Origin of the sequence: Collimonas fungivorans Ter331 (genome assembly GCF_000221045.1) — a bacterium.
Taxonomy (GTDB): Bacteria; Pseudomonadota; Gammaproteobacteria; order Burkholderiales; family Burkholderiaceae_D; genus Collimonas; species Collimonas fungivorans_A.
Genome location: NC_015856.1, coordinates 328,613 through 355,259 on the forward strand (window position 1 = coordinate 328,613; position 26,647 = coordinate 355,259).

The 26,647-nt window shown below is 60.0% G+C and carries 27 protein-coding genes; 21 read left to right on the forward strand and 6 right to left on the reverse strand.

Annotated elements, in window-relative coordinates:
• Positions 1-41 precede the first annotated feature (41 nt).
• The 3 genes from CFU_RS01315 to CFU_RS01325 all read left to right on the forward strand — a co-directional run bounded on the left by CFU_RS01315 (position 42) and on the right by CFU_RS01325 (position 4,704).
• Positions 42-1,310, forward strand: a complete 1,269-nt coding sequence (locus tag CFU_RS01315) for an MFS transporter (RefSeq protein ID WP_050808443.1) — start codon at positions 42-44, stop codon at positions 1,308-1,310.
• A gap of 189 nt (positions 1,311-1,499) precedes the next feature.
• On the forward strand, positions 1,500-3,071 hold the full coding sequence (locus CFU_RS01320; protein ID WP_041741056.1) for a S53 family peptidase: 1,572 nt from the start codon (positions 1,500-1,502) through the stop codon (positions 3,069-3,071).
• Positions 3,072-3,102: 31 nt separating this feature from the next.
• The gene (locus tag CFU_RS01325; protein ID WP_148264735.1) at positions 3,103-4,704 is read left to right on the forward strand and encodes a S10 family peptidase; all 1,602 of its coding nucleotides are present in this window, start codon (positions 3,103-3,105) and stop codon (positions 4,702-4,704) included.
• Positions 4,705-4,917: 213 nt separating this feature from the next.
• On the opposite strand, the gene CFU_RS24290 is transcribed toward CFU_RS01325, so the two are convergent.
• Positions 4,918-5,127: a hypothetical protein gene (locus CFU_RS24290; protein WP_148264737.1), complete on the reverse strand. Its 210-nt coding sequence runs from the start codon at positions 5,125-5,127 to the stop codon at positions 4,918-4,920.
• A gap of 377 nt (positions 5,128-5,504) precedes the next feature.
• Between CFU_RS24290 and CFU_RS01330 the strand changes: the two genes are divergently transcribed.
• The 5 genes from CFU_RS01330 to CFU_RS01350 all read left to right on the forward strand — a co-directional run bounded on the left by CFU_RS01330 (position 5,505) and on the right by CFU_RS01350 (position 10,439).
• Positions 5,505-6,404 (forward strand): SMP-30/gluconolactonase/LRE family protein, encoded by a 900-nt coding sequence (locus CFU_RS01330; RefSeq protein ID WP_238531384.1) that lies wholly within the window; start codon positions 5,505-5,507, stop codon positions 6,402-6,404.
• 82 nt (positions 6,405-6,486) lie between these two features.
• Entirely contained in the window at positions 6,487-7,461 is a 975-nt protein-coding gene (locus CFU_RS01335; RefSeq protein ID WP_014004249.1) for a TRAP transporter substrate-binding protein, read from the forward strand.
• Positions 7,462-7,494: 33 nt separating this feature from the next.
• Positions 7,495-8,055 carry a TRAP transporter small permease gene (locus CFU_RS01340; protein ID WP_014004250.1) on the forward strand — a complete coding sequence of 187 codons (561 nt, stop codon included), beginning with the start codon at positions 7,495-7,497 and terminating at the stop codon, positions 8,053-8,055.
• Entirely contained in the window at positions 8,046-9,326 is a 1,281-nt protein-coding gene (locus CFU_RS01345; RefSeq protein ID WP_014004251.1) for a TRAP transporter large permease, read from the forward strand. The genes CFU_RS01340 and CFU_RS01345 overlap by 10 nt, the downstream gene beginning before the upstream one ends.
• Before the next feature lie 414 nt (positions 9,327-9,740).
• A complete protein-coding gene (locus CFU_RS01350; RefSeq protein ID WP_014004253.1) occupies positions 9,741-10,439 on the forward strand; it encodes a dienelactone hydrolase family protein in 699 nt (232 codons plus the stop codon).
• A gap of 79 nt (positions 10,440-10,518) precedes the next feature.
• On the opposite strand, the gene CFU_RS01355 is transcribed toward CFU_RS01350, so the two are convergent.
• On the reverse strand, positions 10,519-13,065 hold the full coding sequence (locus tag CFU_RS01355) for a S9 family peptidase (RefSeq protein ID WP_014004254.1): 2,547 nt from the start codon (positions 13,063-13,065) through the stop codon (positions 10,519-10,521).
• A gap of 193 nt (positions 13,066-13,258) precedes the next feature.
• On the opposite strand from CFU_RS01355, the gene CFU_RS01360 reads away from it, so the two are divergent.
• Genes CFU_RS01360 through CFU_RS01385 form a run of 6 tightly spaced genes read left to right on the forward strand, consistent with a single transcriptional unit; the run spans position 13,259 to position 16,824 of the window.
• Positions 13,259-13,522, forward strand: coding sequence for a ParD-like family protein (locus CFU_RS01360; protein WP_014004255.1), 264 nt, complete (start codon positions 13,259-13,261; stop codon positions 13,520-13,522).
• On the forward strand, positions 13,519-14,310 hold the full coding sequence (gene map / locus CFU_RS01365; RefSeq protein ID WP_041741057.1) for a type I methionyl aminopeptidase: 792 nt from the start codon (positions 13,519-13,521) through the stop codon (positions 14,308-14,310). The genes CFU_RS01360 and map overlap by 4 nt, the downstream gene beginning before the upstream one ends.
• A 54-nt stretch (positions 14,311-14,364) precedes the next feature.
• Positions 14,365-14,943: an RNA polymerase sigma factor gene (locus CFU_RS01370; protein WP_014004257.1), complete on the forward strand. Its 579-nt coding sequence runs from the start codon at positions 14,365-14,367 to the stop codon at positions 14,941-14,943.
• A 23-nt stretch (positions 14,944-14,966) separates the two neighbouring features.
• Positions 14,967-15,266, forward strand: a complete 300-nt coding sequence (locus CFU_RS01375) for a hypothetical protein (RefSeq protein WP_014004258.1) — start codon at positions 14,967-14,969, stop codon at positions 15,264-15,266.
• Positions 15,263-15,571, forward strand: a complete 309-nt coding sequence (locus tag CFU_RS24295; RefSeq protein WP_041741058.1) for a 4Fe-4S dicluster domain-containing protein — start codon at positions 15,263-15,265, stop codon at positions 15,569-15,571. The genes CFU_RS01375 and CFU_RS24295 overlap by 4 nt, the downstream gene beginning before the upstream one ends.
• A complete protein-coding gene (locus CFU_RS01385; protein ID WP_050808444.1) occupies positions 15,568-16,824 on the forward strand; it encodes an MFS transporter in 1,257 nt (418 codons plus the stop codon). Before CFU_RS24295 ends, CFU_RS01385 begins: the two co-directional genes overlap by 4 nt.
• Positions 16,825-16,922: 98 nt before the next feature.
• On the opposite strand, the gene CFU_RS01390 is transcribed toward CFU_RS01385, so the two are convergent.
• Positions 16,923-17,726, reverse strand: a complete 804-nt coding sequence (locus tag CFU_RS01390) for a hypothetical protein (RefSeq protein WP_014004260.1) — start codon at positions 17,724-17,726, stop codon at positions 16,923-16,925.
• Between the two features lie 212 nt (positions 17,727-17,938).
• Between CFU_RS01390 and CFU_RS01395 the strand changes: the two genes are divergently transcribed.
• Entirely contained in the window at positions 17,939-18,733 is a 795-nt protein-coding gene (locus CFU_RS01395; protein ID WP_041741059.1) for a transporter substrate-binding domain-containing protein, read from the forward strand.
• 19 nt (positions 18,734-18,752) lie between these two features.
• Complete coding sequence (locus CFU_RS01400; RefSeq protein ID WP_041741060.1) at positions 18,753-19,034, forward strand: KTSC domain-containing protein; 282 nt, start codon at positions 18,753-18,755, stop codon at positions 19,032-19,034.
• A 123-nt stretch (positions 19,035-19,157) separates the two neighbouring features.
• Here the strand turns inward: CFU_RS01400 and CFU_RS01405 are convergent, their stop codons facing one another.
• Complete coding sequence (locus tag CFU_RS01405) at positions 19,158-21,425, reverse strand: LamG-like jellyroll fold domain-containing protein (protein WP_014004262.1); 2,268 nt, start codon at positions 21,423-21,425, stop codon at positions 19,158-19,160.
• 390 nt (positions 21,426-21,815) lie between these two features.
• On the opposite strand from CFU_RS01405, the gene CFU_RS24760 reads away from it, so the two are divergent.
• On the forward strand, positions 21,816-21,971 hold the full coding sequence (locus CFU_RS24760) for a hypothetical protein (RefSeq protein WP_190275212.1): 156 nt from the start codon (positions 21,816-21,818) through the stop codon (positions 21,969-21,971).
• Positions 21,972-21,975: 4 nt separating this feature from the next.
• Here CFU_RS24760 and CFU_RS01410 read toward each other — a convergent pair whose 3' ends face one another.
• Entirely contained in the window at positions 21,976-22,830 is an 855-nt protein-coding gene (locus tag CFU_RS01410) for an NAD(P)-dependent oxidoreductase (protein ID WP_014004263.1), read from the reverse strand.
• Between the two features lie 36 nt (positions 22,831-22,866).
• Between CFU_RS01410 and CFU_RS24765 the strand changes: the two genes are divergently transcribed.
• From CFU_RS24765 to CFU_RS01430, 4 genes are all read left to right on the forward strand, one after another.
• Positions 22,867-23,214, forward strand: a complete 348-nt coding sequence (locus tag CFU_RS24765) for a hypothetical protein (protein WP_041741061.1) — start codon at positions 22,867-22,869, stop codon at positions 23,212-23,214.
• Between the two features lie 82 nt (positions 23,215-23,296).
• Positions 23,297-24,277 carry an MBL fold metallo-hydrolase gene (locus tag CFU_RS01420; RefSeq protein WP_041741062.1) on the forward strand — a complete coding sequence of 327 codons (981 nt, stop codon included), beginning with the start codon at positions 23,297-23,299 and terminating at the stop codon, positions 24,275-24,277.
• Between the two features lie 117 nt (positions 24,278-24,394).
• The gene (gene cynS / locus CFU_RS01425) at positions 24,395-24,838 is read left to right on the forward strand and encodes a cyanase (protein ID WP_014004265.1); all 444 of its coding nucleotides are present in this window, start codon (positions 24,395-24,397) and stop codon (positions 24,836-24,838) included.
• Between the two features lie 27 nt (positions 24,839-24,865).
• The gene (locus CFU_RS01430) at positions 24,866-25,492 is read left to right on the forward strand and encodes a DJ-1/PfpI family protein (RefSeq protein WP_014004266.1); all 627 of its coding nucleotides are present in this window, start codon (positions 24,866-24,868) and stop codon (positions 25,490-25,492) included.
• Here the strand turns inward: CFU_RS01430 and CFU_RS01435 are convergent.
• Positions 25,471-26,457, reverse strand: a complete 987-nt coding sequence (locus CFU_RS01435; RefSeq protein WP_041741063.1) for an MBL fold metallo-hydrolase — start codon at positions 26,455-26,457, stop codon at positions 25,471-25,473. The two genes, CFU_RS01430 and CFU_RS01435, sit on opposite strands and share 22 nt — an antisense overlap.
• Between the last annotated feature and the right edge of the window lie 190 nt (positions 26,458-26,647).

The following is a 26,647-nucleotide window of genomic DNA, read 5'->3' on the forward strand; positions in this document are numbered from 1 at the left end:
TCCCCCAAGCCACGCCGGATTCCAAAACACAAGCTCCCGCCATGACCGAGATGACCGAAGAACTAGCAGCAGAAACCGCGGTTCCCGCCAGCCAGGCAGGGTTGCCGCCGATACTCATGCATCGCGGTTTCCTGCTGCTGATGCTGGGTTGTTTCGCTGCATTCCTGGGGGAGCAGCTGACCACGGTGGCATTGCCCTGGCTGGTGCTGAAACTGAGCAATGACAGCCTGGCCCTGGGCACCGCCGTGGCGGTGATGGCGCTGCCGAAAATCCTGTTCCTGGTGGTGGCCGGCGTGCTGGTCGACCGGCACTCGCCGCGCACCGTGCTGATATGCGCCTCGGCCGGCGGCATGGTGTTGCTGGCAGGAGTCGGCGTGATGCTGATGTATGACTTGCTGGCGCTGTGGATGATGTATCTGTTTGCCTGCGGGATGGGACTGGCGGGCGCTTTTGCGATTCCGGCCAGGGTCGCCATACTGCCGAGGCTGATCGACCCGCGGCAATTGCAGCCGGCTAACGCAATATTGATGGGCATCACCCAGGTCTCGCTGCTGGGCGGGCCGCTGCTGGCCGGATTGCTGGCGGCGTCGACGGATGGACTGGGATTGGTTTTCTTGCTGAATGCGTGCTGTTTCCTGATCGCCACAGTCACCGTACCGCGCTTGCAGCCGCGTGCGCAACCGGCGCCGGAGCATCAGGCGGCGCTGCTTGCCTCCATCGTTCCAGCCGCAAAATGGCTGTGGTCCGACGGCGTGCTGAGGACGCTGATCGGTTACTGGGCAGTCGTCACCTTGCTGCTGGCAGGGCCGGTGCAGGTCGGGTTGCCGCTCTGGGTGGATCGCCAGCTGGGCGGCGGCGCCTCGGCGTTCGGGATACTGATTGCCGCCAACGGCCTGGGGCAGCTGATCGGCATCGTGTTTTCCGGCCTGCGCGCCCGGAAAGTGGTCCATCTTGGCGTCGCGGTCTGCGTGATCGACGGCCTGGCCGGCCTGGCCGTGTTCGGCATGGGATTCACCCATGTCCTGGAAGTGGGCCTGGCGCTGATGCTGGCGGTCGGCGTGGGCGCCGGCTACGTGCAGGTAGGATTGTTCACCTGGATACAGCGCCGGATCCCGACCGAGCTGCACGGCCGGGTGCTCAGCATACTGATGCTGGTCCTGATCACGATTGCGCCGCTGTCGGCGCTGCTTGCGGGTTACCTGATCCTGTACGTGACGCCGTCCCGGTTGTTCATGTACGGCGGCCTGCTGCTGTCGCTGTTCGCCATGCTCATGCTGCTTCATCCGAAACTGAGGAAACTGCGGAACTAGCATCGCTGCAAATTGGCCGTCGCAAAATGGCAAACGGCGATTCGCTGTAGAATATTTCTATGCAGAAAGGAACTGTCGTCCTGTGCATCGGTCAGACTTGAAACAGACGTGACGCTGTCGTCGGCAGGAAGATGGCGGCGGTGCTTTCTGTTCGTCCTGTATCTGTTTCAGAAACGGAGTTCCACGGTCATGGCAAAAATCCCCCTCCCCGGCAGCGAACGCAGTGCTCCTTTCGACGCCAAAATCGTCGGCAGCGCCGCTCCCGCCGAACAGCTCGAAGTGACGATCGTCTTGCGCCGCAACGCAAGCCAGGAACTGTGCGATATCGTCGACAAGCAATGCACAGGCGAAGCGGCTCAGGCGCATCTTTCACGCGAAGAGTTTGCCCGCAAATTTTCCGCCTCGCCGCAAGACGTGGCCAGGATCACTGCATTTGCACAAGACCACGGCTTGCAGGTGGTGCACGAAGATGCGGCTTGCGCCACGGTCACCCTGAAGGGCACCGTGGCGCAGTTCAACCAGGTATTCGATGTCGACCTGCAGCGCTACGAATCGCACCTCGGCAACTATCGCGGCCGCACCGGCGCGGTCCACATCCCGGCCGAGCTGCAGGATATCGTGACGGCGGTAGTCGGCCTCGACAACCGCCCGCAGGCGCGCCCGCTGTTCCGCCTGCAGCCGCCGATCCGCTTCGCACCGCGTAATGCCGCCACCGCTTCCTTCCTGCCTACCCAGTTTTCGTCGCTATACGATTTTCCCGACAACCTCGGCGCAGGCCAGTGCATAGCCATCATCGAACTGGGCGGCGGTTACCGCGAAGCCGACCAGCAAGCCTATTTTTCAAAACTGGGCATTGCGCTGCCGAAGATCACCGCGATCGCTGTGAACGGCCCGGGCAACCAGCCCAGCGGTGATGCCAACGGCGCCGACGGCGAAGTGGTGCTGGATATCCAGATCGCCGGCGCGCTGGCGCCGGAAGCGCATCTGGTGGTGTATTTTTCGACCAATACCGATGCCGGTTTCCTTAACGCCCTCAACAGCGCGGTGCATGACAATACCAACAAGCCGTCCATCGTCTCGATCAGCTGGGGCAGCGCCGAACCGCGCTGGACGCAGCAAGCCATGCAGGCTTTTAATGCGGCGCTGCAGGCTGCCGCTGCGATGGGCGTGACGGTGTGCGTCGCCTCCGGCGACAGCGGCTCCAGCGATGGCGTGGCCGGCGGCAACCATGTCGACTTTCCGGCATCCAGCCCGTATGTGCTGGCATGCGGCGGCACCCGCCTGCAAGCGTCCGGCCAGGTAATCGAGAGCGAAGTAGTGTGGAACGGCGGCGCCCAAGGCGGCGCCGGCGGTGGCGGTGCCAGCGCGGTGTTTGCGCTGCCGGCCTGGCAGCAGAGCCTGGTGCTGACCGGCAGCGACGGCAAGCGCCAGCCGCTGGCCAAGCGTGGCGTGCCGGACGTGGCCGGCAACGCCGATCCGGTTACCGGCTACCAGGTGTATATCGACGGCACCGATGCAGTAGTCGGCGGCACCAGCGCCGTGGCGCCGCTGTGGGCGGCGCTGCTGGCGCGCATTAATGCAGCCAAGGCGGCGGCCAAGGGCAGCGCGGTCGGGTTCGTCAATCCGCAGCTGTACCGGCAGCAGGCCGCCTTCCGCGATGTCACGCAAGGCAACAACGGTTATTACGCCGCGGCGCCGGGCTGGGATGCCTGCACCGGGCTGGGCAGCCCGGACGGCAAGAAACTGGCAAGCGTACTGTAGCGGCGGTCGACGCTTCCAAGAAGGAGGGATCATGAGCAGCAACCATGCATCAGTCCGCGCCGCCGGCGCAGCTGGCGACCAGCCTTGTTTCGATCCTACCGCCTACGGCACCGGGCCCGGCGATTCGGTGGCCGAGGCCAGCGAAAATGCAGCGATCACCCATCACGGTACGACGATAGGCAAGCGCGCCTATCAGTACACGGCGACCGCCGGCCACCTGGTGGCGGTCGATGCCGGCAGTTCGCAGCCCGCTGCAAAAATATTCTACGTGGCGTTCACCGTCGACGGCCAGGACTTGAATACCCGCCCGCTCACGTTCTTCTATAACGGCGGGCCGGGTTCGTCATCGGTATTTGTATTGCTGGGTTCGTTTGCGCCCAAGCGCATCAAGACCTCCATGCCGGGCTTCACGCCGCCGCCTCCCTATACCCTGGAAGACAATCCGGACAGCTTGCTCGACAAGAGCGACCTGGTATTCATCAATCCGGTCGGCACCGGTTATTCCGCCGCCATCGCACCGTTCAAGAACAAGGATTTCTGGGGCGTCGACCAGGATGCGCGCTCAATCACACAATTCATCAAGCGCTACCTGACCGCCAACGACCGCTGGAATTCGCCGAAATTCCTGTTCGGCGAATCGTACGGCACGCCGCGCAGCGCCGTGCTGTCGTATCTGCTGCATGAAGATGGCGTGGACTTGAACGGCATCACGCTGCAATCGTCGATCCTCGATTACTCCCAGGCCGGCAATCCGATCGGCGCGCTGCCGACGGCGGTGGCTGACGCCTGGTATCACAAGAAAACCCGGCTGACGCCGCCGCCGGCCGACCTGCCGACGCTGATGGAGAGCGCAGCGCTGTTTGCGCGCAGCGATTACGCCAAGGCGCTGGAGAAATTTCCCAAGGCCGATCCGGCGACGCTGAAAAAGCTGAGTGACTTCACCGGCATCGACCAGACCACCCTGACGGCCTGGGGACTCGACATCACCGCAGGCGACAGCCACGGCAGGACGCTGTTCCTGATCAGCCTGCTGCAAAGCCAGGGGCTGGCGCTGGGTTCTTATGATGGCCGCGTGACCGGCGTCGACAGCGGCATCGCCGCCGACATCTCGCCGAATGCGGGCGGCAACGATCCCAGCATGACGGCGGTAGCGGGGGTCTACACCGCGATGTGGAACAATTACCTGAACGACGGCTTGAAGTTCACCTCGAATTCGGCGTTTACCGACCTCAACGACAAGGCGTTCCAGAACTGGGATTTCAGCCACATCGATCCGACTGGCGCGCAAAAAGGCATAGACGCCAAGGGCGACGTCATCCTGTACACGGCCGGCGACCTGGCTGCGACCATGAGCCTGAACGTCGACCTGAAGGTGCTGTCCGCCAACGGCTACTACGATTTTGTCACGCCGTTCTACCAGACCGTGATGGACCTGCAGAAAATGCCGCTGGTCGATGCCGCCGTGCGCAAGAATCTGAGTGCGAAATTCTATCCGTCCGGCCACATGATCTACCTGGAAGCGGCTTCACGCACAGCCTTGAAAGCCGATGTGGCGGCGATGATAGATGCCGCTACCTCGGATCATCAGGCGATGGCGCGGATCAGGAGCCTGCAAACGCTCAAGACGGGTTAGCATCGGCAGTAACTCGCGATGCGCCAGTAAATCGATATAAGCGCCTTCGATCAGCTGTCCGAACCGGACGCCGATCGGCAACGGCTGTTCTGTTCCTTCGACTGTCATCGAGGCTTCACCCGGGCGTCACCGTTGCGTAATATTTCATGTATGGAGTCGGGCCATTCTTACTCTATGGAAACAACATGGCGCACTCAAGTCCTAGGAAATTCCTCAAAAATTCTGTAGCGGCGATGGGTGCATCCATGCTGCCTCCCGCTGTCCAGCAAGTGCTGGCGGCGCCGGCGTCCTGTACACGCCGTGGCGCCTGAACTCCAGCACCGCCTCGGCGCAGTGGCTGTCGGATGTGCCGCATGACCTGAACACCGGCACCGCCGCCTGGAACAAGGGCCGCAACGACAGGTGGATTCCCAACAAGGGCATGAATTCGCACACCTACATGACTTTTCCGTTGGATTTCAAAACAGCATTATGAAGGATCGGGTACTACGGGCATCGACGCCATCTGCCGGTCGGATGCTGTATTGCGCATCGATATCCTATTATCTCAAATCATTTATTGTCAGTCGTCATACAACTGTATGGGAATGAAAAATCCCCGCCTGAGCACTGCCTTCGAAGATGTGTACCTATGGGAAATAAATCCGGTTGCTAAATTATTTTTTGCTGCTTATACTGCGAATCAAGTTGTAGGATGACTGATAACAAAAAATCAGTTGCGCAAACCGGCCAAGACCTGCAGCGCATGCGGTGACGCCAGGCAGTCTCAAGCGCTGGTTCTGCCAAAAACAGGAGACAAGGTGAGTATCGATAAAACGACGGTCAAACTCGAGCGTCTCGGCGACCTGCGCTGCGCCGTGGGCGAAAGCCCGCTGTGGAGCGCGGAAGAAGGCGCCTGGTACTGGGTCGACATTCCGGCCAGGACGGTCTGGCGCTGGCATGCCGGATCCGGTTCGGCGCGCAGCTGGACGCTGCCGGAAATGGTCGGCTGCATTGCACTGAAAGACAGCGGCGGCCTGGTTGCCGGGATGGAAACCGGGATTTTCAGCCTGCGGCTGGGCCAGGCCCAAGCCGCGGTGGCGGAAAAGCTGGCAAGCCCTGCCGGCCTGCGCGAAGGCATGCGTTTCAATGACGGCCGCTGCGACCGCCAGGGGCGTTTCTGGAGCGGCACCATGTTCCTCGACATGGCGGCGGCGCGCGCCGACGGCCATCTGTATCGCTACACCCCACAAGGCCTGTCGTTGCCGATGGTGTCCAAGCTGATCGTCTCGAACGGCCTGGCCTGGTCGCCTGACGGCCGCACCATGTATCTCTCCGATTCGCACGCATCGCGCCAGCTGGTCTGGGCCTACGACTACGACATCGACGACGGCATCCCCAGCGCCCAGCGGATTTTCATCGACATGCACCAGCATCCCGGCAGGCCGGACGGCGCGGCGGTCGATATCGACGGCTGTTACTGGATATGCGGCAACGACGGCAGCTGTGTCCTGCGTTTTACTCCCGAAGGAAAACTGGACCGGAAGATCGACCTGCCGATGACAAAACCCGCGATGTGCGCGTTTGGCGGCGCCGGCCTGGATACCTTGCTGGTGACCTCCATCAGCGCCGGCCTGGCGGCAGACGATCAATGGGCCGGTGCGACAGTGACGTTGCGCCCTGGCGTGGCCGGCATGCCTGAGACGGCATTCCAGACCTGAGCGGCGAGGTAGCGGGGCGCCGCGATTTTTATAAATCACGCAACGATTTTTTGTAAACAAATAGAAACCAGGAGACAGAAAAATGAAGAAATACCTATCCATGCTCTGCATGGCCGGCGCGCTGTCGCTGCCGCTGTGCGCGCCGTCCGCTGTCGCCAGGGAATTCCGCGACGCCGATGTGCAGCCGGCCGATTACCCGACGGTGGCGGCCGTCAACTACATGTCTGACCTGCTCAAGCAGGGCAGCAAGGGCAAATACAGCATCAAGGTCTATCCCAACAGCCAGCTGGGCAGCGAGCCGGATACCGTGGAGCAGGTAAAGCTGGGAGCGATTGAATTCACCCGCACCCACGCCAGCGTGCTCAACGCCATCTGCCCGGAAACGATGCTACCTTCCTTGCCGTTCGTGTTCCGCGACAAGGAACACATGCGGCACGTGCTGGACGGGCCGATCGGCGATGAAATCCTGCGTGCCTGCGAATCACACGGCCTGGTCGGCCTGGCGTTCTACGATTCGGGCGCGCGTTTTTTCTACACAAAAAAGCAGATCAAGAACCTGGCGGACCTGAAGGGCATGAAGATCCGCGTCCCGCAGTCCGAGCTGTCGGTGGCGATGCTGCAGGCGCTGCACGCCAATGCGACGCCGATGGCGACGTCCGAGGTCTACACCGGGATCAAGAGCGGCATCGTCGATGGCGCCGAAAACAACTGGCCTACCTACCAGACCGCGCACCATTTCGAGATAGCGCCCTACGTGCTGCTGGACGAGCATGACATGACGCCGGAAATCCTGTTGATGTCGAAAGTGATCTACGACAAGCTGTCGGCCGACGACCAGAAAATGATCCGCCAAACAGCCAAGGCGTCGGTGCCATACATGCGCAAGCTGTGGGACGAGAAAGAAATCTCCTCGCGCGCCATTGTCGAAAAGGCCGGGGTGCACATCACGGCGGCCAACAAGGCGGAGTTCCAGGCCAGCATGGCCCCGGTCTACGCCAAATTCGTGACCACGCCGGCCATGAAAGACATGCTCAAGCGCATCCAGGAAACCAAATAAGGTCGCCTCTTCTTCCCTGTCAAGGAACCGCTCATGACACATGTCAATAAAGCAGGCGAGGCAATTGACGACAAGCTGCCTATCGCCTTGTTGCCGCCGTTTACGTTTCTTACCCGATGCAATGCCTGGCTGTCGCTGATGTGCATGCGGCTGGCGGTGCTCGGCCTGGTGCTGATTGCGATTGCCGTCTTCGGCCAGATTTTCGGCCGCTACGTGCTCAACAACAGCCCCTCCTGGACCGAGGCGCTGGCCTTGCTCATGGTGCTGTATGTGACCAATATCGGCGTCGCCGTCTGCGTGCGCGACGACCGCCACATGGGCGTCGAACTGCTGACCGGCGCGTTGCCGCCGAAGGTAAGAGTGCCGCTGAAGATTTTCATCCACCTGCTGGTCATCCTGTTTGCGGTGCTGATGATCTGGAACGGCTGGATCCTCGGCCGCCAGATCATCGACTACATGATTCCCAACCTCGGAGTTTCACAGGGCTTGACCTACTGGCCGCTGATGCTGTCCGGCACCCTGATCGTCCTGTTCTCGATTGAGCACATCATCGCATTGCTGCAACGTACAAGGGTCGTTCCATCATGGCATTAACTCTGCTGTCGCTCAGTTTCCTGGTGCTGTTGCTGATCGGCGTACCGATTTCGTTTTCGATCGGCCTGTCGGCGATCGCCACCATATTTTACGAAGGCTTGCCGATCGCCGTGATTTTCCAGCGGATGACAGCCGGCATGAGCGTATTTTCCTTCCTCACCATTCCTTTCTTCATCTTCGCCGGCGAGCTGATGCTGTACGGCGGCATCGCCGACCGCATCATCCAGTGCGCGCGCGGCGTGGTCGGCCACATCCGCGGCGGGCTGGGCATGACCAATGTGCTGGCATGCACCTTGTTCGGCGGCGTCTCGGGATCGCCGGTGGCGGACATATCCGCCATGGGCGCGGTCATGATCCCGATGATGAAGCGCGAGAACTACGATACCGACTATGCGGTCAACGTCACCACCCACTCGTCGCTGGTGGGGGTGCTGATGCCGACCTCGCACAACATCATCATCTACGCCCTGGTCGCCGGCGGCGGCGTATCGATCACCACCCTGATCCTGGCGGGACTGCTGCCGGCGCTGATCCTGACCCTGGCCAACCTTACCGTGGCCTACCTGGTGGCGGTCCACCGCGGCTATCCCGCCGGCACCTTCCTCGGCTGGTCGGTGGCGCTGCGCAGCATCCTGCGCGCGGTGCCGGGGCTGATGGTCGTGATCATCATCATTGCCGGCATCACTTCGGGGGTATTTACCGCGACCGAGTCGGCCGCCATCGCCGTGTTTTATGCGCTGATCCTCACTACCCTGGTGTACCGCAGCCTGAGCTGGGCCGATTTTCTGAAGGCCGCGGTCAAGTCGGTCAAGACTACCGGCGTGATCCTGATGCTGATCAGCATCTCATCGGCGTTCGGCTACCTGATCAGCCTCTACAGCGTGGCCGATACGGTGGGCGACGCGCTGATGGCGGTCAGCACCAACCCGATCGTGATTTTCCTGCTCATCAACCTGGCCTTGCTGCTGTTCGGCACGTTTCTCGACATGGCTGCGCATATCCTGATCTGCACGCCGATTTTCCTGCCGATCTGCGAGCACTTCGGCATGGGGCCGGTGCAGTTCGGCATGATGTTGCTGATCAACTGCTCGCTGGGACTGAATGCGCCGCCGATCGGCGCGGCGCAGATCATCGGCTGCACCATCGGCGGCATCCGCATGGGGGAAATCATGCGCACCATTTGGCCGTTTTACCTGGCGCTCCTGGTCACTCTGTTGCTGGTCACTTTTGTGCCGGGGTTTTCGCTGTGGATACCTGCCTGGTTTGCATGACGTTTTTGTGATGATGAATTCAGCCGGCATCCGCATACGGATGCCGGCAGGACGAGGAAAGTTGCGTCGTACGGCCTAACCTATAAAAAATATCAGTAGATAACGTGCAAAAAAAGCTATTCCTCGGCCGGGGCCTTGATCGACTCCGCCATGCCATGCGCGCAAAGCGCAATCCCAGAGCAATGTGACAATCGGCGACGTCGACCAGTACGTCGGTTATATCTATAGCGCGGCGTGTACCAGCTGGGCCTTGACGCATATTTCGAGCGTGCAAACCCGTTGCGCCGGCATCTGGTAGCATCTTGTCTGGCATTGACTTGTCCTGATGCAGACCTCCCCCAATACAGATAATTCCAGCTGCTGCAGGCTTGACCTCTCTACAACACCCGACACCTATTTCTCACAGGAACTATCATGAGCGTTACTACCCAATGGATCGACGTCAAGGCCGATGACGGCACCTTCGGCGCCTATCTGGCCATCCCGCACACCGGCAAGGGTCCCGGCATCGTACTGCTGCAGGAAATTTTCGGCGTCAACGAACACATCCGCTCGGTCGCCGAACAATATGCGGCCGACGGCTACGTCGTATTGGTGCCGGACCTGTTCTGGCGCAGCGGCGCCCATATTGAACTGGTTTACGACGAGGCCGGCTGGAAACGCGCGGTCGAGCTGATGCAAGCCACCGACTTCGCCAAGGCGCAATCGGATATCGCGCTGACCGTGGCTGCCCTCAAGGCCCGGCCGGAACTGGACGGCAAGCTGGCCGTCATCGGTTATTGCTTCGGCGGCATGCTGGCGTATAACACCGCGGCCAATGGCCTGGTCGATGCGGCAATCGCGTATTACGGCGGCGGCATCCAGAACCAGCTGCAACGCGCCGGCGACATCAATGTGCCGCTGCTGATGCATTTCGGCGGCGCCGACAGCCACATTCCGATGGCTGCCGTGCAGAGCATCGCCGAGCGTTTTGAAGACAATGATGAAGTCGAGGTCCACATCTACCCGGGCGCCGAACACGGCTTCAACTGTTCGCACCGCGCCAGCTACAACCAGCGCGCCGCGGCGGAAGCGCATGGCAATTCCCTGACTTTCCTGAGCGACAACCTGTAAGGCATTTTTTAGCCCCGAAAAAAAACGCCAACCGACGGTTGGCGTTTTTGCGTCCTGTCGCTCTATCCGAGCGCGATCGTTAACGTGGCGCAGGCTCCGTCCGCGGCGGCGCGTTCTTCACATAGCTGTCGAACCAGCGCAGCATTTCATACACCAGCTGCTCGTTCGATTCCATCGCCGCGTACCAGTGCGGTTCATGCGGCAGCAACACCAGGCGCGTAGTGCCGCCGTTGCCGCGGATCGCCTCGTACAGCTTGCTGGCTTGCAGCGGCGTGGTGCCCGGATTGGCGTCGTCCGCGCCATGCACGATGAGGATAGGCGTCTTCATCTTGTCGGCGAAGAAGAATGGCGACACCTTCAGGTAGACATCCTGCGCTTCCCATACCGAGCGCTGCTCGCTCTGGAAACCGAACGGCGTCAGCGTCTTGTTATAAGAGCCGCTGGTGGCGACGCCGGCCCGGAACAGGTCGGAGTGGGCCAGCAGGTTGGCTGTCATCAGCGCGCCATGGCTGTGTCCGGTGACGCCGATGCGGTCGGGATCGGCCACGCCCAGCCGCACCGATTCGTCAACCGCGGCCTTGGCGTCCGCCACCAGCTGCTCCATGTAGGTGTCGTAGGCTTTTTTCGGATCGCCGACGATCGGGAACGCCGCGTTATCGATGATGGCGTAGCCGGCAAGCAGCAGCAGCCGGTACTGCCGCAGCCTAGTGAAGGTTTCTTGCGAGCCCGTGGTCTGGCCGGCCTTCGAGGCATCGGCGTAATCGAGCGGGTAGGCATACAGGATAGTTGGCACGCGTGTGCCTTCCTGGTAGCCGGGCGGGGTGTACAAGGTGAACGACAAATCGAGGCCGTCCGCGCGCTTGTATTTGACCAGGCGTTTCTTGATTTCCCGCACCACTGGCGTCGGATCGGGGATGCGGGTAACGGCGGCGCTGTTCGAAGCAAAGGCCGCTTCCCCGGCTGCGGCGTCGACCGGAGCGCCGAGGGTGCGCAGAAATGCGTTAGGCGGATCGATCACCGACTGGCGCCAGGTCAGGAAGGTATGCGCATCGGCTCCGGCGAAGCCCAGGAACTGCTCGTAGGAAGTCTTGTCGCTGCGGAACAGGCGTTCCGATTTCAGCGTCTTCAGGTCGAGCTTGTCAAGGAAAGGGCGGTCGCCATCCGGCGATGAGCCAACGCCGCTCAGGAAAATCGCATCCCCTTCCTGGCGCAGCACCCAGGAACCGTTCGGCAGCTGGCGCTTCACAGGAACCCCCGGATTTGCATATTTCTCGTCGGTCGACAGGTCCCACAGCAAGCGCTGCGGCTGCTGCGGATCGTCGAGATTGACCAGGAAACTACGGCGCCAGTGGCGGTTGCGATCGTATTCGTGCAGCAGCGCCAGGCCAGGCTGCTCGGTCCAGGAGATACCCATATAACGCTGTTCGGTGCGGGTGATTTCCAGCGGCGCCGAAGTGAACGGCGCCTTCTGCAGCATCAGCTTGTCGCGCGCAGGCACCTTGGTTTTCCAGTCGCCGCCGTCCAGCGCTTCAGCCCAGACCAGCGTCGCCGGTTCGGTGGCGCGCCAGGCAAAGTCGCGCGGGCCGAGCGGAACGCCGCCGATCGGGACCCGGTCCGCCAATGGCAGCGAGGCGATATGCTGCACCGCTATGTTCTGCCGCTTGGCGATATCCCATACTTCCACTTCCTGCGGAAAACGGTCAAAGGTCGTGACGTAGGAATAGGGTTTGCGGATCGAGGTAACCAGCAGATGCCGCCCATCCGGCGCCGGTCCCAGCGACTCATAGCGGCCCGGCGTGCCGACCGGCGTGACGGTCGCGCCGGCGGCGTCAACCAGCGCCAGCTGCGAAGCAGCGTAGTAATCGAACAGGTCTTCGTCGTGCTTGTTGTTCAGCGTGTCGCGGTTTTCGTAGGTGCTGCTCTGTCCTTTGCTGCCGTTCGATTCCTGGATGCTGGGGCCATCGGGGATGGTCGGCTCAGGCGGCGGTGGACCCATGCGCTGGGGGACCAGCTTGACCAACAGCGTTTTCTGGTCGGGCATCCATTGCATCTGGTCTTCCAGCATTGGATTCAGGCGTGCGCCTGGAACCCGGCGTACGGCGCCGCTGCTGGCGTCGCCAATCCAGAGGTCGACCGAGTCCTTGGTGACATTTTCAAAAGCAAAACGTTTACCGTCGGCGCTCCACAGCGGCTTGCCCGGGCAGGCATCTGCGGGCAGCGTTATGTGAGTTTGCGCTCCATCGGCGATATGTACCAGGTCAAAGCTCCTGGCGCAGGGAGTGATGCCGTAGCCGCCCGGTGTATCGTGCTTGCTGTGGTTCCCGGGTTCTACGCGCACGCCCGCCAGGCGCAGGAAAGGCGTCGCCACCCGCGCAATCGACGGATAGTCCTGCCAGGACACCAGCAGCATCCGGTCTCGCGTCGGGCTCACCACCGGCACCGGCGGCGATGGCGCACGCATGACGTCCAGGATTGCTTTGGGCGGCTGGTTGTAGCCGGAGGTGGAATTGGGGGCTGGAGCCGCGGCCGGCGATGGTGCGGCTGCGGGCGCGGCAAGCGTCGTGGTGGCTGCGCCGGCCGCAAGCAGTGAGACCCAGAGACAGGTCAAGGTGGATTTTATTGCCATTAATGTCCTCAGTTTCGATTCGTCTGCAGCAAGGGTTTTGTCAGCTTGTGGCCGACCCTACCGATATTGCCATTTGATACTGGAAAAAGGGCCATTTTTCGCCGGTTTTTTTGAACAATTTGCGCAGTTCAGGATAAACCGCCATTTATGATAATATACGAAACGTATATAAACCGTATAAAAGAAAGCAGCCATGGGCATCGTCAAAATTTCCGATCTAATGCATGACAACCTGCGCACCGCAAGCGATGCGCTGAGCCGATCCATCAATGCCCAGGCTGAACACTGGATGCGCATCGGCATGTTGTCCGAACTGCATCCTGAGCTGTGCCACGGCGAGATCTGCCAGTTGCTGATGCGCGCCAGGCAGGCCGGCGACGAAAGCCTGGCGTTCTTTACGCAGGAGAGCGCGGCTGCACCTGCTGTATCGAAGCCAGCGCGAAAGGCCGCGCGGTGAGCCGGCCGATCCTGAAGTCGGCGGCCGACATCGCCAAGGCGCGCATCGCCGGCGGCCTGGCTGCCGATGTGCTGCGGATGATCGCGGAACATGTGAAACCCGGCGTCAGCACCGAGGAGCTGGACCGCCTGTGCCATGACCACATCGTCCACGTGCAGCAAGCGGTGCCGGCCAACATCGGCTACCACGGCTTCCCGAAGACGATATGCGTCTCGGTCAACCATGTGGTTTGCCATGGCATCCCGTCGCCGCAGAAGATCTTGAAGAGGGGCGATATCATCAACATCGACGTGGCTGTCATCGCCGACGGCTGGTTCGGCGACACCAGCCGCATGTACTTTGTCGGCGAGCCCAGCCCGCTGGCGCGCCGGCTGGTGGAAACGACCTACGAAGCGATGCGGGCCGGCATCCTGCAAGTACGGCCCGGCGCCACGCTGGGAGATGTCGGACATGCCATCCAGACCGTGGCCCACCGCGAGCGCTTCAGCGTCGTGCGCGAGTACTGCGGACACGGCATCGGCCAGATCTACCACGAAGACTTGCAGGTGCTGCACTATGGTAACCGGGGCGAAGGCCTGCGCCTGGAGCCCGGCATGGTGTTTACCATCGAACCGATGCTCAATGCCGGCAAGCGTGAAACCAAAGAACTGGCCGACGGCTGGACCGTGGTCACCCGGGATCACTCCTTGTCTGCACAGTGGGAGCACATGGTTGCGGTGACGGCCGACGGCTTTGAGCTGCTGACGCCCTGGCCGGACGGCACCGGCTCCTATGCCGCGATCGCCTGAGAATTTTTTTCACCCCCGCCACAATATTCCCAATTGTGAAACGTCTTCATTGGTATGAGCCCGCCGAACAGCCCGCAGCCGATGAACGACCAGGACCGAGACATCACTGCGACCGTCTTGCGCGAGCGCGCCAGGCTCGGGAATTTTATCCTGCGCCGGGTGCGCGACCAGGACGAAGCGGACGACATCCTGCAGGATGTATTCCAGGAATTCGTCCAGGCCTATCGCCTTCCCGCTCCGATCGAACAAGCGAGTGCGTGGCTGTTCCGTGTTGCGCGCAATCGCATCATTGACCGCTTCCGCAAGAAGAAAGAACTGTCGGTAAACGAGACGAGCGACGATCCGGACGACCCGGACGGCGAGTACCGGCTCGACCTTGTGCTGCCGGCGCCCGACGGTCCGGAGGCTGTGCACGCCAGGTCGGCATTGCTGGCGGAACTGCAGCAAGCCCTCGATGCACTGCCGGCAAACCAGCGCGATGTGTTCATCGGGCACGAACTCGAAGGACTCAGTTTCAAGGAAATGGCCTCGCAAAGCGGTGTCGCCGTAAACACCCTGTTGGCGCGCAAGCGCTACGCGGTGCTGTATCTGCGTACTCGCCTGCAGACGATTTATGACGAATTTGACATGTAAGTTATTGAGTAAGGAGCAGAAAGATGAAAACGAGATTTCTCTGGAAATTGCTAATGATGCTGGCGGTCGCCGCCGTGCTTGGCGCCGCTGTCATGGTGTTATGGAACCTGGTAATGCCCGGGTTGTTCGCCGGCAGCCGCCCGATTGATTATTGGCATGCGCTAGGTTTGCTGGTGCTCAGCCGGATCCTGTTCGGTGGATTCCGCGGCCACGGCGGGTGGCATGGCCGCCGGCGCTGGCAAAAATGGCAAGCCATGACGGCGGAAGAGCGCGAACAGTTCCGCAAAGACCGCTCGGCGTTTTGCCGGAAAAGCGAAGAATGAGCGCGGCTGAAACCGCGGCCGCCTGCAAGCAGGAACCGGGGATCATCATCCCGGTTGTCAGCCTGAAACGCTGCGAAGGCAAGGGCGATTGCGTCGAGGTCTGTCCGGAAAACGTGTTCCAGATCCGGCGTATCGACGACAGCGATTATCGAAACCTTGGTACATTACAGAAATTCAAATTACGCGTGCACGGCATGAAAGTCGCTTACACGCCAAACGCCGATGCGTGCCGTGCATGTGGTTTATGCGTCAGCGCGTGTCCCGAACATGCCATCACCCTTCAACGTGCCCCAGCCAGCATATGACGCCAGCCAACACCTCGCAGCCTTTGCAGTTTTCCCGTTACCAGAAATTTGTGGTCGGCATGCTGGCATTCCTGCAGTTCGCCGTCATCCTCGATTTCATGCTGATGTCGCCGCTGGGCGCCGTGATCATGCCGGCGCTGGCCATCGGTCCGAAGCAGTTCGGGCTGGTGGTCTCCGCCTATGCGTTCAGCGCCGGCCTGTCGGGATTGCTGACGGCGGGTTTCGCCGACCGTTTCGACCGCAAGAAGCTCCTGCTGTTCTTCTATACCGGCTTCATCCTCGGAACATTGTGGTGCGGTCTGGCGCAAAGCTTCGAGAGCCTGCTGCTGGCGCGCATCGTCACAGGTTTGTTCGGCGGCGTCATCGGTTCGGTGGTGCTGGCCATCTCGACCGACCTGTTCCCGCTGCAGATGCGCGGCCGCGTGATGGGCCTGATCCAGACCGCATTCGCCGCAAGCCAGGTGCTGGGCATCCCGATCGGGCTGTACCTGTCCAACCGCTGGGACTGGCATGTACCGTTCATGGCGATGGCCGCCCTCGGCGTGGTCGGCGGACTGTTCGTGACCTGGCGCATGCAGCCGGTCACCGCCCACCTTGCAGCGCCTCAGGAACATAGCCCGTGGATGCACCTGTTTCATACGGTCACCGAGCCGCGCTACCTGATGGCTTTCGCAACCACGGCATTGCTGACCACCGGCGGCTTCATGCTGATGCCCTTCAGCAGCGCGTATGCGGTGAGCAACCTGGGCATCGACCTGCACAGCCTGCCCACGGTCTACCTGGTCACGGGACTGTGCACCATCTTCTTCGGCCCCATGATCGGCAAGGCCGCCGATACATTCGGTAAATTTCGGGTGTTCATACTCGGCACCGCGCTGTCTATCCTCATGGTGCTGATCTACACGCACCTCGGACCGACCTCCCTGCCTTTGCTTATCGTCGTCAATGCCTTCATGTTCGTCGGGATCTTCTCGCGCATGATTCCGTTCCAGGCACTGGTATCGTCGGTGCCGGCAACTACCCAGCGCGGCTCCTTCAACGCCATCAGCGCGTCGATCCAGCAGCTGTCGGGCGGCATCGCCTCCGTCGTCGCCGGCCACATCGTCACGCTCGGGGCGGATGGCAAGTTGCAGCATTTCGACACGGTCGGCTACGTGGTGGTCGGCACATCGCTGGTGGCGCTGATGCTGCTGTGGCGCCTGCAGCGCAGCCCGGGGAATGGGCCGACGCCGCAGCCGGCGGCCGTCCTTTGATATATCAATTGTTTTAACCACAGACCGATATATTGATGCGCCCAATTTTTCCTGGCCAATTCCTTGCGGCGACCTAGATCGACAGTATGCGCAGCGAACTATTGTCCGCCGCGCGCCTCCGCAAGCGCAATGGTCAAGTGCTGCACTTTCTTTTTCAGCTGATGGCGTTCCTGGGTGAGTTCAACCACCTGCTGCAGCAGGCGGTGGATCTCGATCTGTTCGGGCGTGGCGTCGTCCGGCGGCGGGTCTTGTTCGGGCTTGGGCGGCAGCCGGGCTTCGCGTACCTGCCTTGCCGCCTGGCGCAGTTCCTTCTTGCCGCCGGCAACCGCCGCTACCTGCTTCTCGCTGGGCAAGGACGCTACGGCAGCCGCGGCATTGATGGAAATCAGGCCCGACTTTACCGCGCCCACCAGTTCAGGCGCGGCCGTTTTCTGGATTCTCTCGATTTGTCCCAGTGTCGCGCTGCTCACCCGCGCGGTGCGCGCAACGGCTTCGCGGGTCCATGGCGGTTCGCCGCTGGACTGGGCGGAGGCGTCGGTTCCGGCCGGCTTCGCGGCCGATTGCTGGGCCTGCTCCTGGCGCGCCGCTACGATTTCTTTCTTGCGCAGCGCAAGCACGCCGCGCTGGAAATCCGATACGCTGCGCCGCCCGAGGTGATTGTCGATCATCCACAGGTGCACGTCTTCGATCGATTGAAACGTATGGTTCTGCATGGTGTTGAACGGAATCTCGTGTTTCTGGCAGATACCGTAGCGGTTGTGCCCGTCCACCAGGAGATCGCCCCACAGCACTAGCGCATCGCGGCAGCCTTCGGCCAGCAGGCTGCGTTCCAGCGCAGCGAATTCGTCTTCGGTCAACGGATCGATGTAGGCGCGGAGGTCTTCGTTGATAATGATGGTCATGGCTCAGGAAAAATAAAATGATAGCGTGGTAGTGTACGTCAACGGCAGTCCGTTCCATTCCAGGCTATTGGATGGACTGGATCGGATTTTACCTCGCGCCATGGCATGTTTATTGCCTAAGTTTATTGTTTAAATAATGTGGCATATCCGCTGATTCCGGTGCAGCAAGCATCGGGATGGCCTTAGATAAACATCTTCGTACGGGTGACCTGATGAGATTTGCAAAACTGTTGCTGCTGTGCCTCGCCCTGTGCTTCATGGCAGTGCAAAATGCGCAGGCCGATGCGCTGGCTGACATCCAGAAGCGCGGCGTCCTGCGCATCGCCGTGCCGCAGGATTTTGCGCCGTTCGGGTCGGTCACCTCGGACATGAAGCTGCAGGGACTGGATATCGACGTTGCAACGCTGATCGCCAAGAACATGGGATTGAAACTGGAGCTGGTGCCGGTCACGAGCGCCAACCGCATCGCCTATCTGCAAACACGCAAGGCCGACCTGGCGATTTCCACATTGGGCAAGAATGCCGAACGGGAAAAAGTCATCGCCTTTTCGCAGCCATATTCCCCCTATAACAACAGCGTCTTCGGTCCCGCCAGTCTGAAAGTCTCTGGCCCCGCGGACTTGGCTGGAAAAACCATCGGCGTCGCCCGCGGCACGTTCCAGGACAGCCAGCTGACCGAAACCGCGCCGCCCAGCGCCGTGATCAAGCGCTATGAGGATAACAACGGCATGATCGCTGCCTACCTGGCGGGCCAGGTGCAGCTGGTCGGCACCGGCGATTTTGTTGCCGTTGCGCTGGCGGGGAAAGCGGCCAGCAACAAACCGCAAATGAAATACATCATCCAGGAATCGGCCTGTTATGTCGGCCTGCTCAAGGAAGAGCCGGCGCTGATGGCAAAGGTGAACGCAGCGCTGAGCCAGGCAAAGAAGAGCAATGAATTGAACGCGATCGTGCAAAAATGGCTGAACGTGCCGCTGCCTGGGAAAATGGCAGTTCAGTTTGAATAGAAATACATAGGGGGCTGTCATGGAGATGAAGCGGATCAATGTCGGAAAATTGCGCGCCATCGGATATGAGCCGCGCGAGCGTACGCTGCGGGTCGAGCTCGACGATGGCAGCGTCATAGATTATTCAGGTGTCGGCAATGAAGTCTGGCGGCGGTTGTCGACCTCGGGTGCGGCTTGGAGCTATTACCGCGACAACATAGAAGAAGAATTTACAGGCCGGCGAGGTGTCGCGCGGACCCAAAAGAAACCTAATCCACTTGATGAACTGTTCAAGGCTGCGGGCGATGATGCAGAATCTTGAGCGCCAGGCGGCGCCCATGACAAGCGACATGACAGGTGCCTGAACAGGCACCTGTCATGGATGGGCAGCAACAAGCTTGAGCCATCTAATCATTTCACAACTGTATTTGCAAGATCGACAACCTTAGCCAGCCCGCGCGGTAAGCCACTTATCCGAAGTCAGCGGGGCGCCGACAATCCGCATTTCCCCCAAGCTGCCCAAGAATCCGGTTGCCATGCCTCCCGCCCATTGCCCGCAACCGATCGCCATCTGATCCGCAGCTTTGACATTGCGGACTCCATTCATGCCGGAGTTGTTGCGGAGGACCGGCGCTCCTTCCACATACATGGTGGTGGAATACGAGTCGCTCGGGTTGTTAACGATGGCGATGTGCAGCCATTGTCCTGCAGAGACGCTGCCGGACCAGCATGTCAGGTTTGTGTTTTGATCGACCGGCACGATTTCCCACTGAATCTCCATCAAGTTCGACAAAGCGAACATCAGGCAACAATCTCCATCGTCTGAAGCAAAGCCGGCGAGTTCTGAGCGGGGGCCGAGACGATACAGGATGCCCATCCATCCATTTACGCTAGCGTCGAAGCCGGGATCAATCTTGATGAATGCTTCGACTGTATATCCGTTCGCGAACGGTTCGATATTAAGAGAGGAGTTCGGATCGGTTGTAAAGTAGGAGGCTCTGGTGCCCGTGGAGTTGAGAAAACGCAGGCTTCCTGGGGCCGCCGACAACGGATGGTGATCCTTCGACCAGATCAGATCTCCCGCCATGCCAAGTTCGGTGTGCAGAGAAATCGGGTTGGCGCCGGCGGCTGACGCATCTTTGATTTTCTGTCCCGCCTGATATGGAAAAGCATCGCCTTCGGCCGCCGCTGAATTGAAAAACCGCCAGTGCGCGAGTGTATTAGGCACTTTGGGATAGTCGTCGCTGCCGGTCGGCGGTACAACAGCTTTTTGCGGCGCCTGGTTGTAGTTTGTCAGGATCAAGGACTTCGCTATGTCGGTCAGCGCCTGAGTTGACGTGCCGGCCGGGGTAATGAAATTTTTATTGAAAGATGAAAATCTCTTGGCGAATTGAAAATCCAGAGAAAAATTTTGATTGGCATCTGTTAGCCACGCCACATCAAACTGGTTAAGTGCGCTCGACGGCTTGACAGGAACCCATGGGGAAAATGAACTGGCAGTTATTTTGTTATTGGTGAGATCAAAATCGTACAGCCGCAGCAAGCCGTTGCCGCCCATGTATGCCATCTGATAATCGACCACCATTAAGATGACGTCGTTACCAACGGCGTTCTGTTTGATTTTCGTGCACGACCCGTGATAATGGCCGCTGACCGCCATGAAAATCTGGTCGTTGTTTTTTATGAGTTTGTCCCACAGATAATTCGAGTAGGCGGTGTCGGCCGCGGTAGTGCCATCGCTGCCAATGCCCATCAGTTGATGATTTACCAGGATAACCGGGATCGTGCTGTTGCTCGCTATAACCTGGTTTGCCCACGCGAGAGCGTCATCGGAGGCTCTCCAGGACAGGGAGAGCACGAGGAATTTGTTACCTTCCGCGCTGAAGATATGGTACTCATGGAATCCGGATGAATGCCTGCCGCCGAATGTGGCTTGCTGCTTGGCTCGTTCCGTCGGGAATACTTGCAGATACGGCTGGAAGATGCCTGATCGATGGTTGCCGCCGTCCTGGTAGCCATCGTCGTTGTTAAAGCCCGTAACGCCAATGCCCCAATCCGGCCCCCATTGCATGTCATGGCCAATCGCACCGACGTCGTGATTGCCGGCGCAGATCGAATAGGGACACTTGGCCATTTCGAGGACTTGCATGGCTTGGCTTGCCAGCTCCCACTCCTTGTTGACCTGATCGCTATTCAATTGCCCATTTGCCACCAGATTTGTACTAGCCGTCCACGGCGATGAACCTTCTGCCGTGTAGTACCACGACTGATCTACCACGTCGCCGAGATGAATCGTGAATGGAATTTTCAGATCAGCACTATGTGCAGCAATCCACTGCGTCTGAGTTTTAAACGGATTGCTGTACAGCGGATTAATTGTCTTGTAGAGCTTCTGATATAACTCGCCCATTTTCTCAGAGGCATACCGCGGATAAAATTGCGTATCGGGCAAAATAGGGATTGAAAAACTTGATATGGTCTTGACCGCGGGCGGCGGGGATATTGTTCCACTCGGGGGTGTCGTTCCGGCGGGGGGCGTTGTTCCACCCGGGGATCCCGTTCCGCTGGTGTCGGAGAAACTCGAACCCCCGCTTCCGCAGCCTTGCAAAATCGTACTCACCCCGGCTACGGACATGGCAAGCATTGATTTCAATATTTCTCGCCGTTTTCTTTCGGGAACGGAAGCGAGCTGATCCAGATTCATATCTTTCATTTGGAATTTTTTTTCATTGAGTTGTAAAGGAGCCTACGGAGGAGCTTTTCTCCAGAAAAACAGAGCCCCTTTTTTTATGCTTGGCAATTATAGGTAGCATTTATTACCGGCCAGTTAAAGAGCGCCGAGGTCGGGCGTTACTGTGGTTATTTGTGGAAATTGTTAGTGGGGAAGCATCACGCGCGCATGTCGGGGTGCATGGCAAATGATTATCGACCGGGGGCTGCGGCTCGATGCCACTGCGGATATCTGCAGGAATTTCAGCTAGCGTGGACGTAATGGACCACTCATTGGAACCGCTCGCCCGATGGCGGCGGCGGATAGAAACCTGTCCTCAGGCATATTCCAATTTTGCCAACAACAGACCTTCAATATGTCTTGAGATATTTCATGAAGCCAAATATTGTGCAGCCCGTGAGGACGGATTTGGCCGAAGAAAAAGGAACTGCAGATATGAAATGTGCTGCGGAGCGGCGCTTGAACTTGGGCTGCATGCTGCGCGGTAAAGCGCAGCATGCATTGACCGGATCTGGCTTTGTAGCTTAAGCGATCAAGGCCGCTGCACCGCATCGATGCCAAGGGCGCTGGCATCCGCGGCGCCGTGTCCTGCTGCAATCAGCTGGTCCATCCGGGCCGCGACCGCAGGCAGCGCCGCCATCGGCCGGTTGCCCGTAGTTTCCAGCATCAGCCGCACATCCTTGCGCGCCATCGCCAGTTCAAAACTTGCGGTGAAATTACCCTTTGCCATGTTCAGCCCGCGGCCCGTCACCATCCCGTTCAAGTCAAGCAGCCCCAGCAGCTTGATGGCGTCCTCGCCGTCGACGCCGCTTGCCTGCGCCAGGGTAAGGATGTCGGCGATCACTGCCGAGAGGCCGATGATCATGGCGTTGCCAAACAATTTGTTGACCGCGGCAAGGTCGCTGCGCTCACCCAGGTATTCGAGACGTCCTGTCATCTTGGCGAGATCCGCCTGCACCGATTCGAACAGCGCCTTCGGGCCTGTCACCATCATGATGCCCTGGGCATTGCGGGCGGCCGGCGGCCCCATGAAGACAGGGCAGTGCAGGTATTTCAATCCGGCCGCGTGCAGCCGTTCGGCCCGTTTGGCCGTGAGCGCCGGCAAGGTCGTGGTGTGGTCGATCAAGATTGCGTCGGGCGATAGTCCGCTGCGCGCCGCCTCAATAACTTCATCGACCACGGCGTCGTCCTTCACCACGATATGCACTCGCGCGGCGCCTCGGACTGCTGCGGCGGGCGTTGCAGCAGCCTTCACGCCGAACTGGGCAAGGGCGTGAACCTTGTCGATGGAACGATTCCATGCGGTGACCGAATCGCCGCGTTTTGCGGCGGCCTCAGCGAATGCGCCGCCGAGCAATCCGGTACCGAGAAAAGCGATGTTTGCCATGACTGTATCCTTTTGAAATTAAATCTGAACAGCAGAATGGCAAAATATAACACCGGGACAATTTCGACGAGCGCCGCCAACGCGTTGTTCGCAGATCGTCAATTGTTTGCGGACAATAGTGCGATCCTGGCGGCCGACCAGGGCAGCCTGAACTATGCCGCTGCCGTCAATCGGTACGGCAGGATCGATGTTCCAAGGAAGAGACCGGCTCGAGCGCCGCGCATACCTGCAATACATCAATCAAATTGCCGGCGGGCCGCCGTGCCGTTTCTGCCGGCAGCAGCGCAATGGCATGACCGTTTGCGCTCCGTCCTCATTGAAGGGATTCGGATATCGATTTTTCTGGTTATCATGGGTCTGGCTCAAGCACACCCCCGCGCGTAAAGGCCGGGCAGCGGTAATGAGCGCACATCAACCCCCGGATGGAAAAACAGGATTTCCGGCCCTGACATTTGAGGAGTCCCACGTGACAAACAAGAATGTAATCAAGAATGCATTGTTTTCTGTCTATTGTATTGTTGGCATGTCGATAGCAGCATCTGCCGGCGCAGCCAATGTCAAGATCACTCCCTTGGGCAGCCACGACGGCGAATTCTGCGCGGCGGACCGCGCACTGATTTTTGAAGATCCGGATGGCACGCGGATTCTCTATGACGCCGGCCGCACGGTACGCGGCGGCAGCGATCCCCGCCTGGGTAAGATCGATGGAGTATTGCTGAGCCATGTGCATAGCGACCACTTGGGCGACATACACCAGGCCGAGGCCAATGCAGGAACCTGCGCCACCCCGGATTTTTCGGTAAAGAGCACCCCGTCGTCGGTAACCGAAGAAGTGGTCCTGGCGAAGAAAGCCAAATTGTTCGTCGGCGGCGAAATGGGCGATTTTTTCTCCCGCAGGATCACGGCCGCGGGCGGTAGCGCCGACCAGGTGCTTCTGGTCAGGTTCGGGGGACAGCGAAAAATCGGCGGCCTCACTATCGCGAGCGTCCCGGCGGCGCATTCAAACGGACTGGATGAAAAATTCCTGAGCGGCGCCCTGGCAGAAGGTCTTGCGGCAAACGGCGTGAAGGCTTATATCGGTCCCGCAGGCGGGTTTGTGGTGACTTTTTCGAATGGGCTGGCGGTATACCTGTCTGGCGACACCGGCATCACTGCCGACCAGGACCTGGTGGTGCGCCGCTTCTACAAGCCAAAACTGGCGGTGCTGAATATAGGCGGCATCTTTTCCACCGGCCCGCGCGAAGCTGCGTATGTGATCAACGACCTGGTGCGCCCCAATGGCGTGATTGCTTCGCATGCGAACGAGGCGGCTACCAAGGATGGAAAGTTCGTCGCAGGAAGCAAGTTCCTGGAATTCAAGGCGGCGGTGAAAGTCCCCGTGTATGCGCCTCTTAGCGGCAAGACCATGGAATTCAGCGCGGAAGGGAAATGTGTTGCGGGCTGTTAACCACGCTGCGGGTTGCCGGCCATAGAATAGCTCAACGCGATCCGATTCACGCAAGCAGGCGGCAGTTGTATTGAGCCGTATCCCCACCCAGACCCAGCATTCCTTGAAGGAGTTTTTATGGACCGTCTCACCGTTACCGAAAAAATCATTGCCGCCAAAGTGTCCTCGGGTATCAAGTGGTCGGAAGTCGCCGCCAAGGTCGGGCTGAGCAAGGAATGGGTCACCGCTGCCTGCCTGGGGCAAATGACGCTGAGCGAGAAACAGGCTGGCGTCCTCGCGGAAATTTTCAGCCTGTCCGAAGAAGAGGCCAAGTGGCTGACCGTGACGCCGTACAAAGGCTCGTTGCCAACGGCGGTCCCGACCGATCCGCTCATCTATCGCTTCTACGAATTGGTCAATGTGTACGGGAGTACTTTCAAAGCCCTCATCCACGAAGAATTTGGCGACGGCATCATGAGCGCCATCGATTTCAAGATGGACCTGCAGCGCGAGAACGACCCTAACGGCGACCGCGTGCGCATCCTGATGAGCGGAAAATTCCTCCCTTACAAGCAGTACTGATCCCTATCTGCACCGGAAGACGACATCATGCACATCGCTATCCTTACCTTCGAAGGCTTCAACGAACTGGACTCCCTGATTGCGTTCGGCGTCCTGAATCGGATCAAGAAGCCGGGCTGGCGCGTGTCGATCGCCAGTCCTGCTGCGCGGGTCCGGTCGATGAACGGGGTGGTGCTCGAAGCCCAGGCATCGCTGCGCGAGGCCAGCACTGCCGATGCGGTGATTGTCGGCAGCGGCATACGGACGCGGGAAATTGTCGCCGACGAGGCACTGATGGCGCAGATGCAGCTCGATCCGTCGAAGCAATTGCTGGGTGCGCAATGCTCCGGCACGCTGGTGCTGGCCAAGCTCGGACTGCTGGATGGGGTTCCGGCCTGCACCGACCTGACGACCAAACCCTGGGTCCAGGAAGCCGGCGTGGACGTGCTGAACCAGCCTTTCTTCGCCAGGGGCAACGTCGCCACGGCGGGCGGGTGCCTGGCGTCGCCTTACCTTGCGGCCTGGATCATTGCGCGCCTGGAGGGCACCGAGGCGGCGGCAAGTGCGCTGCACTACGTCGCCCCGGTGGGAGAGAAAGAAGACTACGTAGCGCGTGCGATGCGCAATATCACGCCATACCTGACAGAGACGCGTTACTTCAGCTCGGTCGAGTAGTTCACCGGGATCCATTGCCATGACTTGCCGGCCGCGCGCAGATGGCCAAGGCCCGGGAACGAGATGTGGGCCGCACCTATCAGCGCGCCTTCCTTTGCCGCTGCGGCAAAGACCTTGGCGCGCGCTACGGCCGCGGTTTTCTTGTCCGTGTCGAATTCAATCGTGACAGCAGGGTCCGCGAACTGCACAGCGCCAACGTGGATCAGGTCGCCGGTCACGATCAGCTTTTGCCCCTTGCTTTCGACCACATAACTGGTGTGGCCCGCCGTGTGGCCATAACTCGACCAGGCCTTGACGCCCGGCACGATCTCGCCGCTGCCATCGAACGGCTGAAATTTTCCTGCCGCAATGTAGGGGGTGAGCGAGGCCGTTGCGCCCTGGAACGATCCCTTCGATTCGGCGCTAGCTTGCTCCAGCTTCGCCTTGGACAGCCAGAAGTCGGCATCGCGCTGGTCGGCGTGGACGGTCGCATTGGGGAACACCAGCGCGCCGTTTGCAGCCAGTCCGCCGAGGTGGTCAGGATGCATGTGCGTGAGGAAGATGTCGTCGACCTGCTCGGGCTTGTAGCCTGCGGCTTGCAGGCTCGCCACCAGCTTGCCCAGCGTCGGGCCGAACAGCGTGCCGGCGCCGGTATCGATCAGCACCAGTTTTGTGCCGGTGTTGATCAGGAAACCGTTGACCGAGGTCTCGACCGGCGCATGCAGGAAGGATTTTCCTAGGGCCGCGGTTGTCTTGGCGGCGGGCTCGTCGAGCAGCTTGTCGACCGGCAGGTCGACGGTGCCGTCGCTCAGTGCGGTGACTTCGAAGTCACCGAGCATCACGCGGTAGAAACCCGGCGCCTGGGTCTTGACCTGAGGCGCGGCGGCGAACGCCGCGCCAGGGAAGGCGGCTGTACCCAGCGCCAGGGAGACGGCGAGCGCAGTGCCATGCAGCAGGTGGCGAAGCGGGGAGGAAGTGTGGTTCATTGGTTGGCTTTCATAGGCCTCTCGCGAGGCTGGGTTTGTCAAGATTGCATTGTGCCGGTTTGCAAATTGGGGAACGCCCTGTCGCTTGCAAGTCAAATTTCCTGAGAGCACCGGTCAGAATAGCATTTAGTCAGTATTTGAGTTTTGTGGGAAGGAAAAATCAAGAGGCAGTCAGTTAAGTCTGCCGAGC

Excerpts from the sequence above, each read along its gene's own strand:
- CFU_RS01345 (WP_014004251.1), top strand. The coding sequence starts at position 8,046 with ATGGCATTAACTCTGCTGTCGCTCAGTTTCCTGGTGCTGTTGCTGATC.
- CFU_RS24760 (WP_190275212.1), top strand. The coding sequence starts at position 21,816 with ATGAAGCCAAATATTGTGCAGCCCGTGAGGACGGATTTGGCCGAAGAA.
- CFU_RS01430 (WP_014004266.1), top strand. The coding sequence starts at position 24,866 with ATGCACATCGCTATCCTTACCTTCGAAGGCTTCAACGAACTGGACTCC.
- CFU_RS01435 (WP_041741063.1), bottom strand. The coding sequence starts at position 26,457 with ATGAACCACACTTCCTCCCCGCTTCGCCACCTGCTGCATGGCACTGCG.
- CFU_RS24290 (WP_148264737.1), bottom strand. The coding sequence starts at position 5,127 with ATGCCCTTGTTGGGAATCCACCTGTCGTTGCGGCCCTTGTTCCAGGCG.
- CFU_RS01390 (WP_014004260.1), bottom strand. The coding sequence starts at position 17,726 with ATGACCATCATTATCAACGAAGACCTCCGCGCCTACATCGATCCGTTG.
- CFU_RS01315 (WP_050808443.1), top strand. The coding sequence starts at position 42 with ATGACCGAGATGACCGAAGAACTAGCAGCAGAAACCGCGGTTCCCGCC.
- CFU_RS24295 (WP_041741058.1), top strand. The coding sequence starts at position 15,263 with ATGAGCGCGGCTGAAACCGCGGCCGCCTGCAAGCAGGAACCGGGGATC.
- CFU_RS01355 (WP_014004254.1), bottom strand. The coding sequence starts at position 13,065 with ATGGCAATAAAATCCACCTTGACCTGTCTCTGGGTCTCACTGCTTGCG.
- CFU_RS01400 (WP_041741060.1), top strand. The coding sequence starts at position 18,753 with ATGGAGATGAAGCGGATCAATGTCGGAAAATTGCGCGCCATCGGATAT.
- CFU_RS01375 (WP_014004258.1), top strand. The coding sequence starts at position 14,967 with ATGAAAACGAGATTTCTCTGGAAATTGCTAATGATGCTGGCGGTCGCC.
- CFU_RS01350 (WP_014004253.1), top strand. The coding sequence starts at position 9,741 with ATGAGCGTTACTACCCAATGGATCGACGTCAAGGCCGATGACGGCACC.
- CFU_RS01360 (WP_014004255.1), top strand. The coding sequence starts at position 13,259 with ATGGGCATCGTCAAAATTTCCGATCTAATGCATGACAACCTGCGCACC.
- CFU_RS01340 (WP_014004250.1), top strand. The coding sequence starts at position 7,495 with ATGACACATGTCAATAAAGCAGGCGAGGCAATTGACGACAAGCTGCCT.
- CFU_RS01385 (WP_050808444.1), top strand. The coding sequence starts at position 15,568 with ATGACGCCAGCCAACACCTCGCAGCCTTTGCAGTTTTCCCGTTACCAG.
- cynS (WP_014004265.1), top strand. The coding sequence starts at position 24,395 with ATGGACCGTCTCACCGTTACCGAAAAAATCATTGCCGCCAAAGTGTCC.
- CFU_RS01410 (WP_014004263.1), bottom strand. The coding sequence starts at position 22,830 with ATGGCAAACATCGCTTTTCTCGGTACCGGATTGCTCGGCGGCGCATTC.
- CFU_RS01395 (WP_041741059.1), top strand. The coding sequence starts at position 17,939 with ATGAGATTTGCAAAACTGTTGCTGCTGTGCCTCGCCCTGTGCTTCATG.
- CFU_RS01325 (WP_148264735.1), top strand. The coding sequence starts at position 3,103 with ATGAGCAGCAACCATGCATCAGTCCGCGCCGCCGGCGCAGCTGGCGAC.
- CFU_RS01320 (WP_041741056.1), top strand. The coding sequence starts at position 1,500 with ATGGCAAAAATCCCCCTCCCCGGCAGCGAACGCAGTGCTCCTTTCGAC.
- CFU_RS01370 (WP_014004257.1), top strand. The coding sequence starts at position 14,365 with ATGAGCCCGCCGAACAGCCCGCAGCCGATGAACGACCAGGACCGAGAC.
- CFU_RS24765 (WP_041741061.1), top strand. The coding sequence starts at position 22,867 with ATGGCAAAATATAACACCGGGACAATTTCGACGAGCGCCGCCAACGCG.
- CFU_RS01405 (WP_014004262.1), bottom strand. The coding sequence starts at position 21,425 with ATGAAAGATATGAATCTGGATCAGCTCGCTTCCGTTCCCGAAAGAAAA.
- CFU_RS01335 (WP_014004249.1), top strand. The coding sequence starts at position 6,487 with ATGAAGAAATACCTATCCATGCTCTGCATGGCCGGCGCGCTGTCGCTG.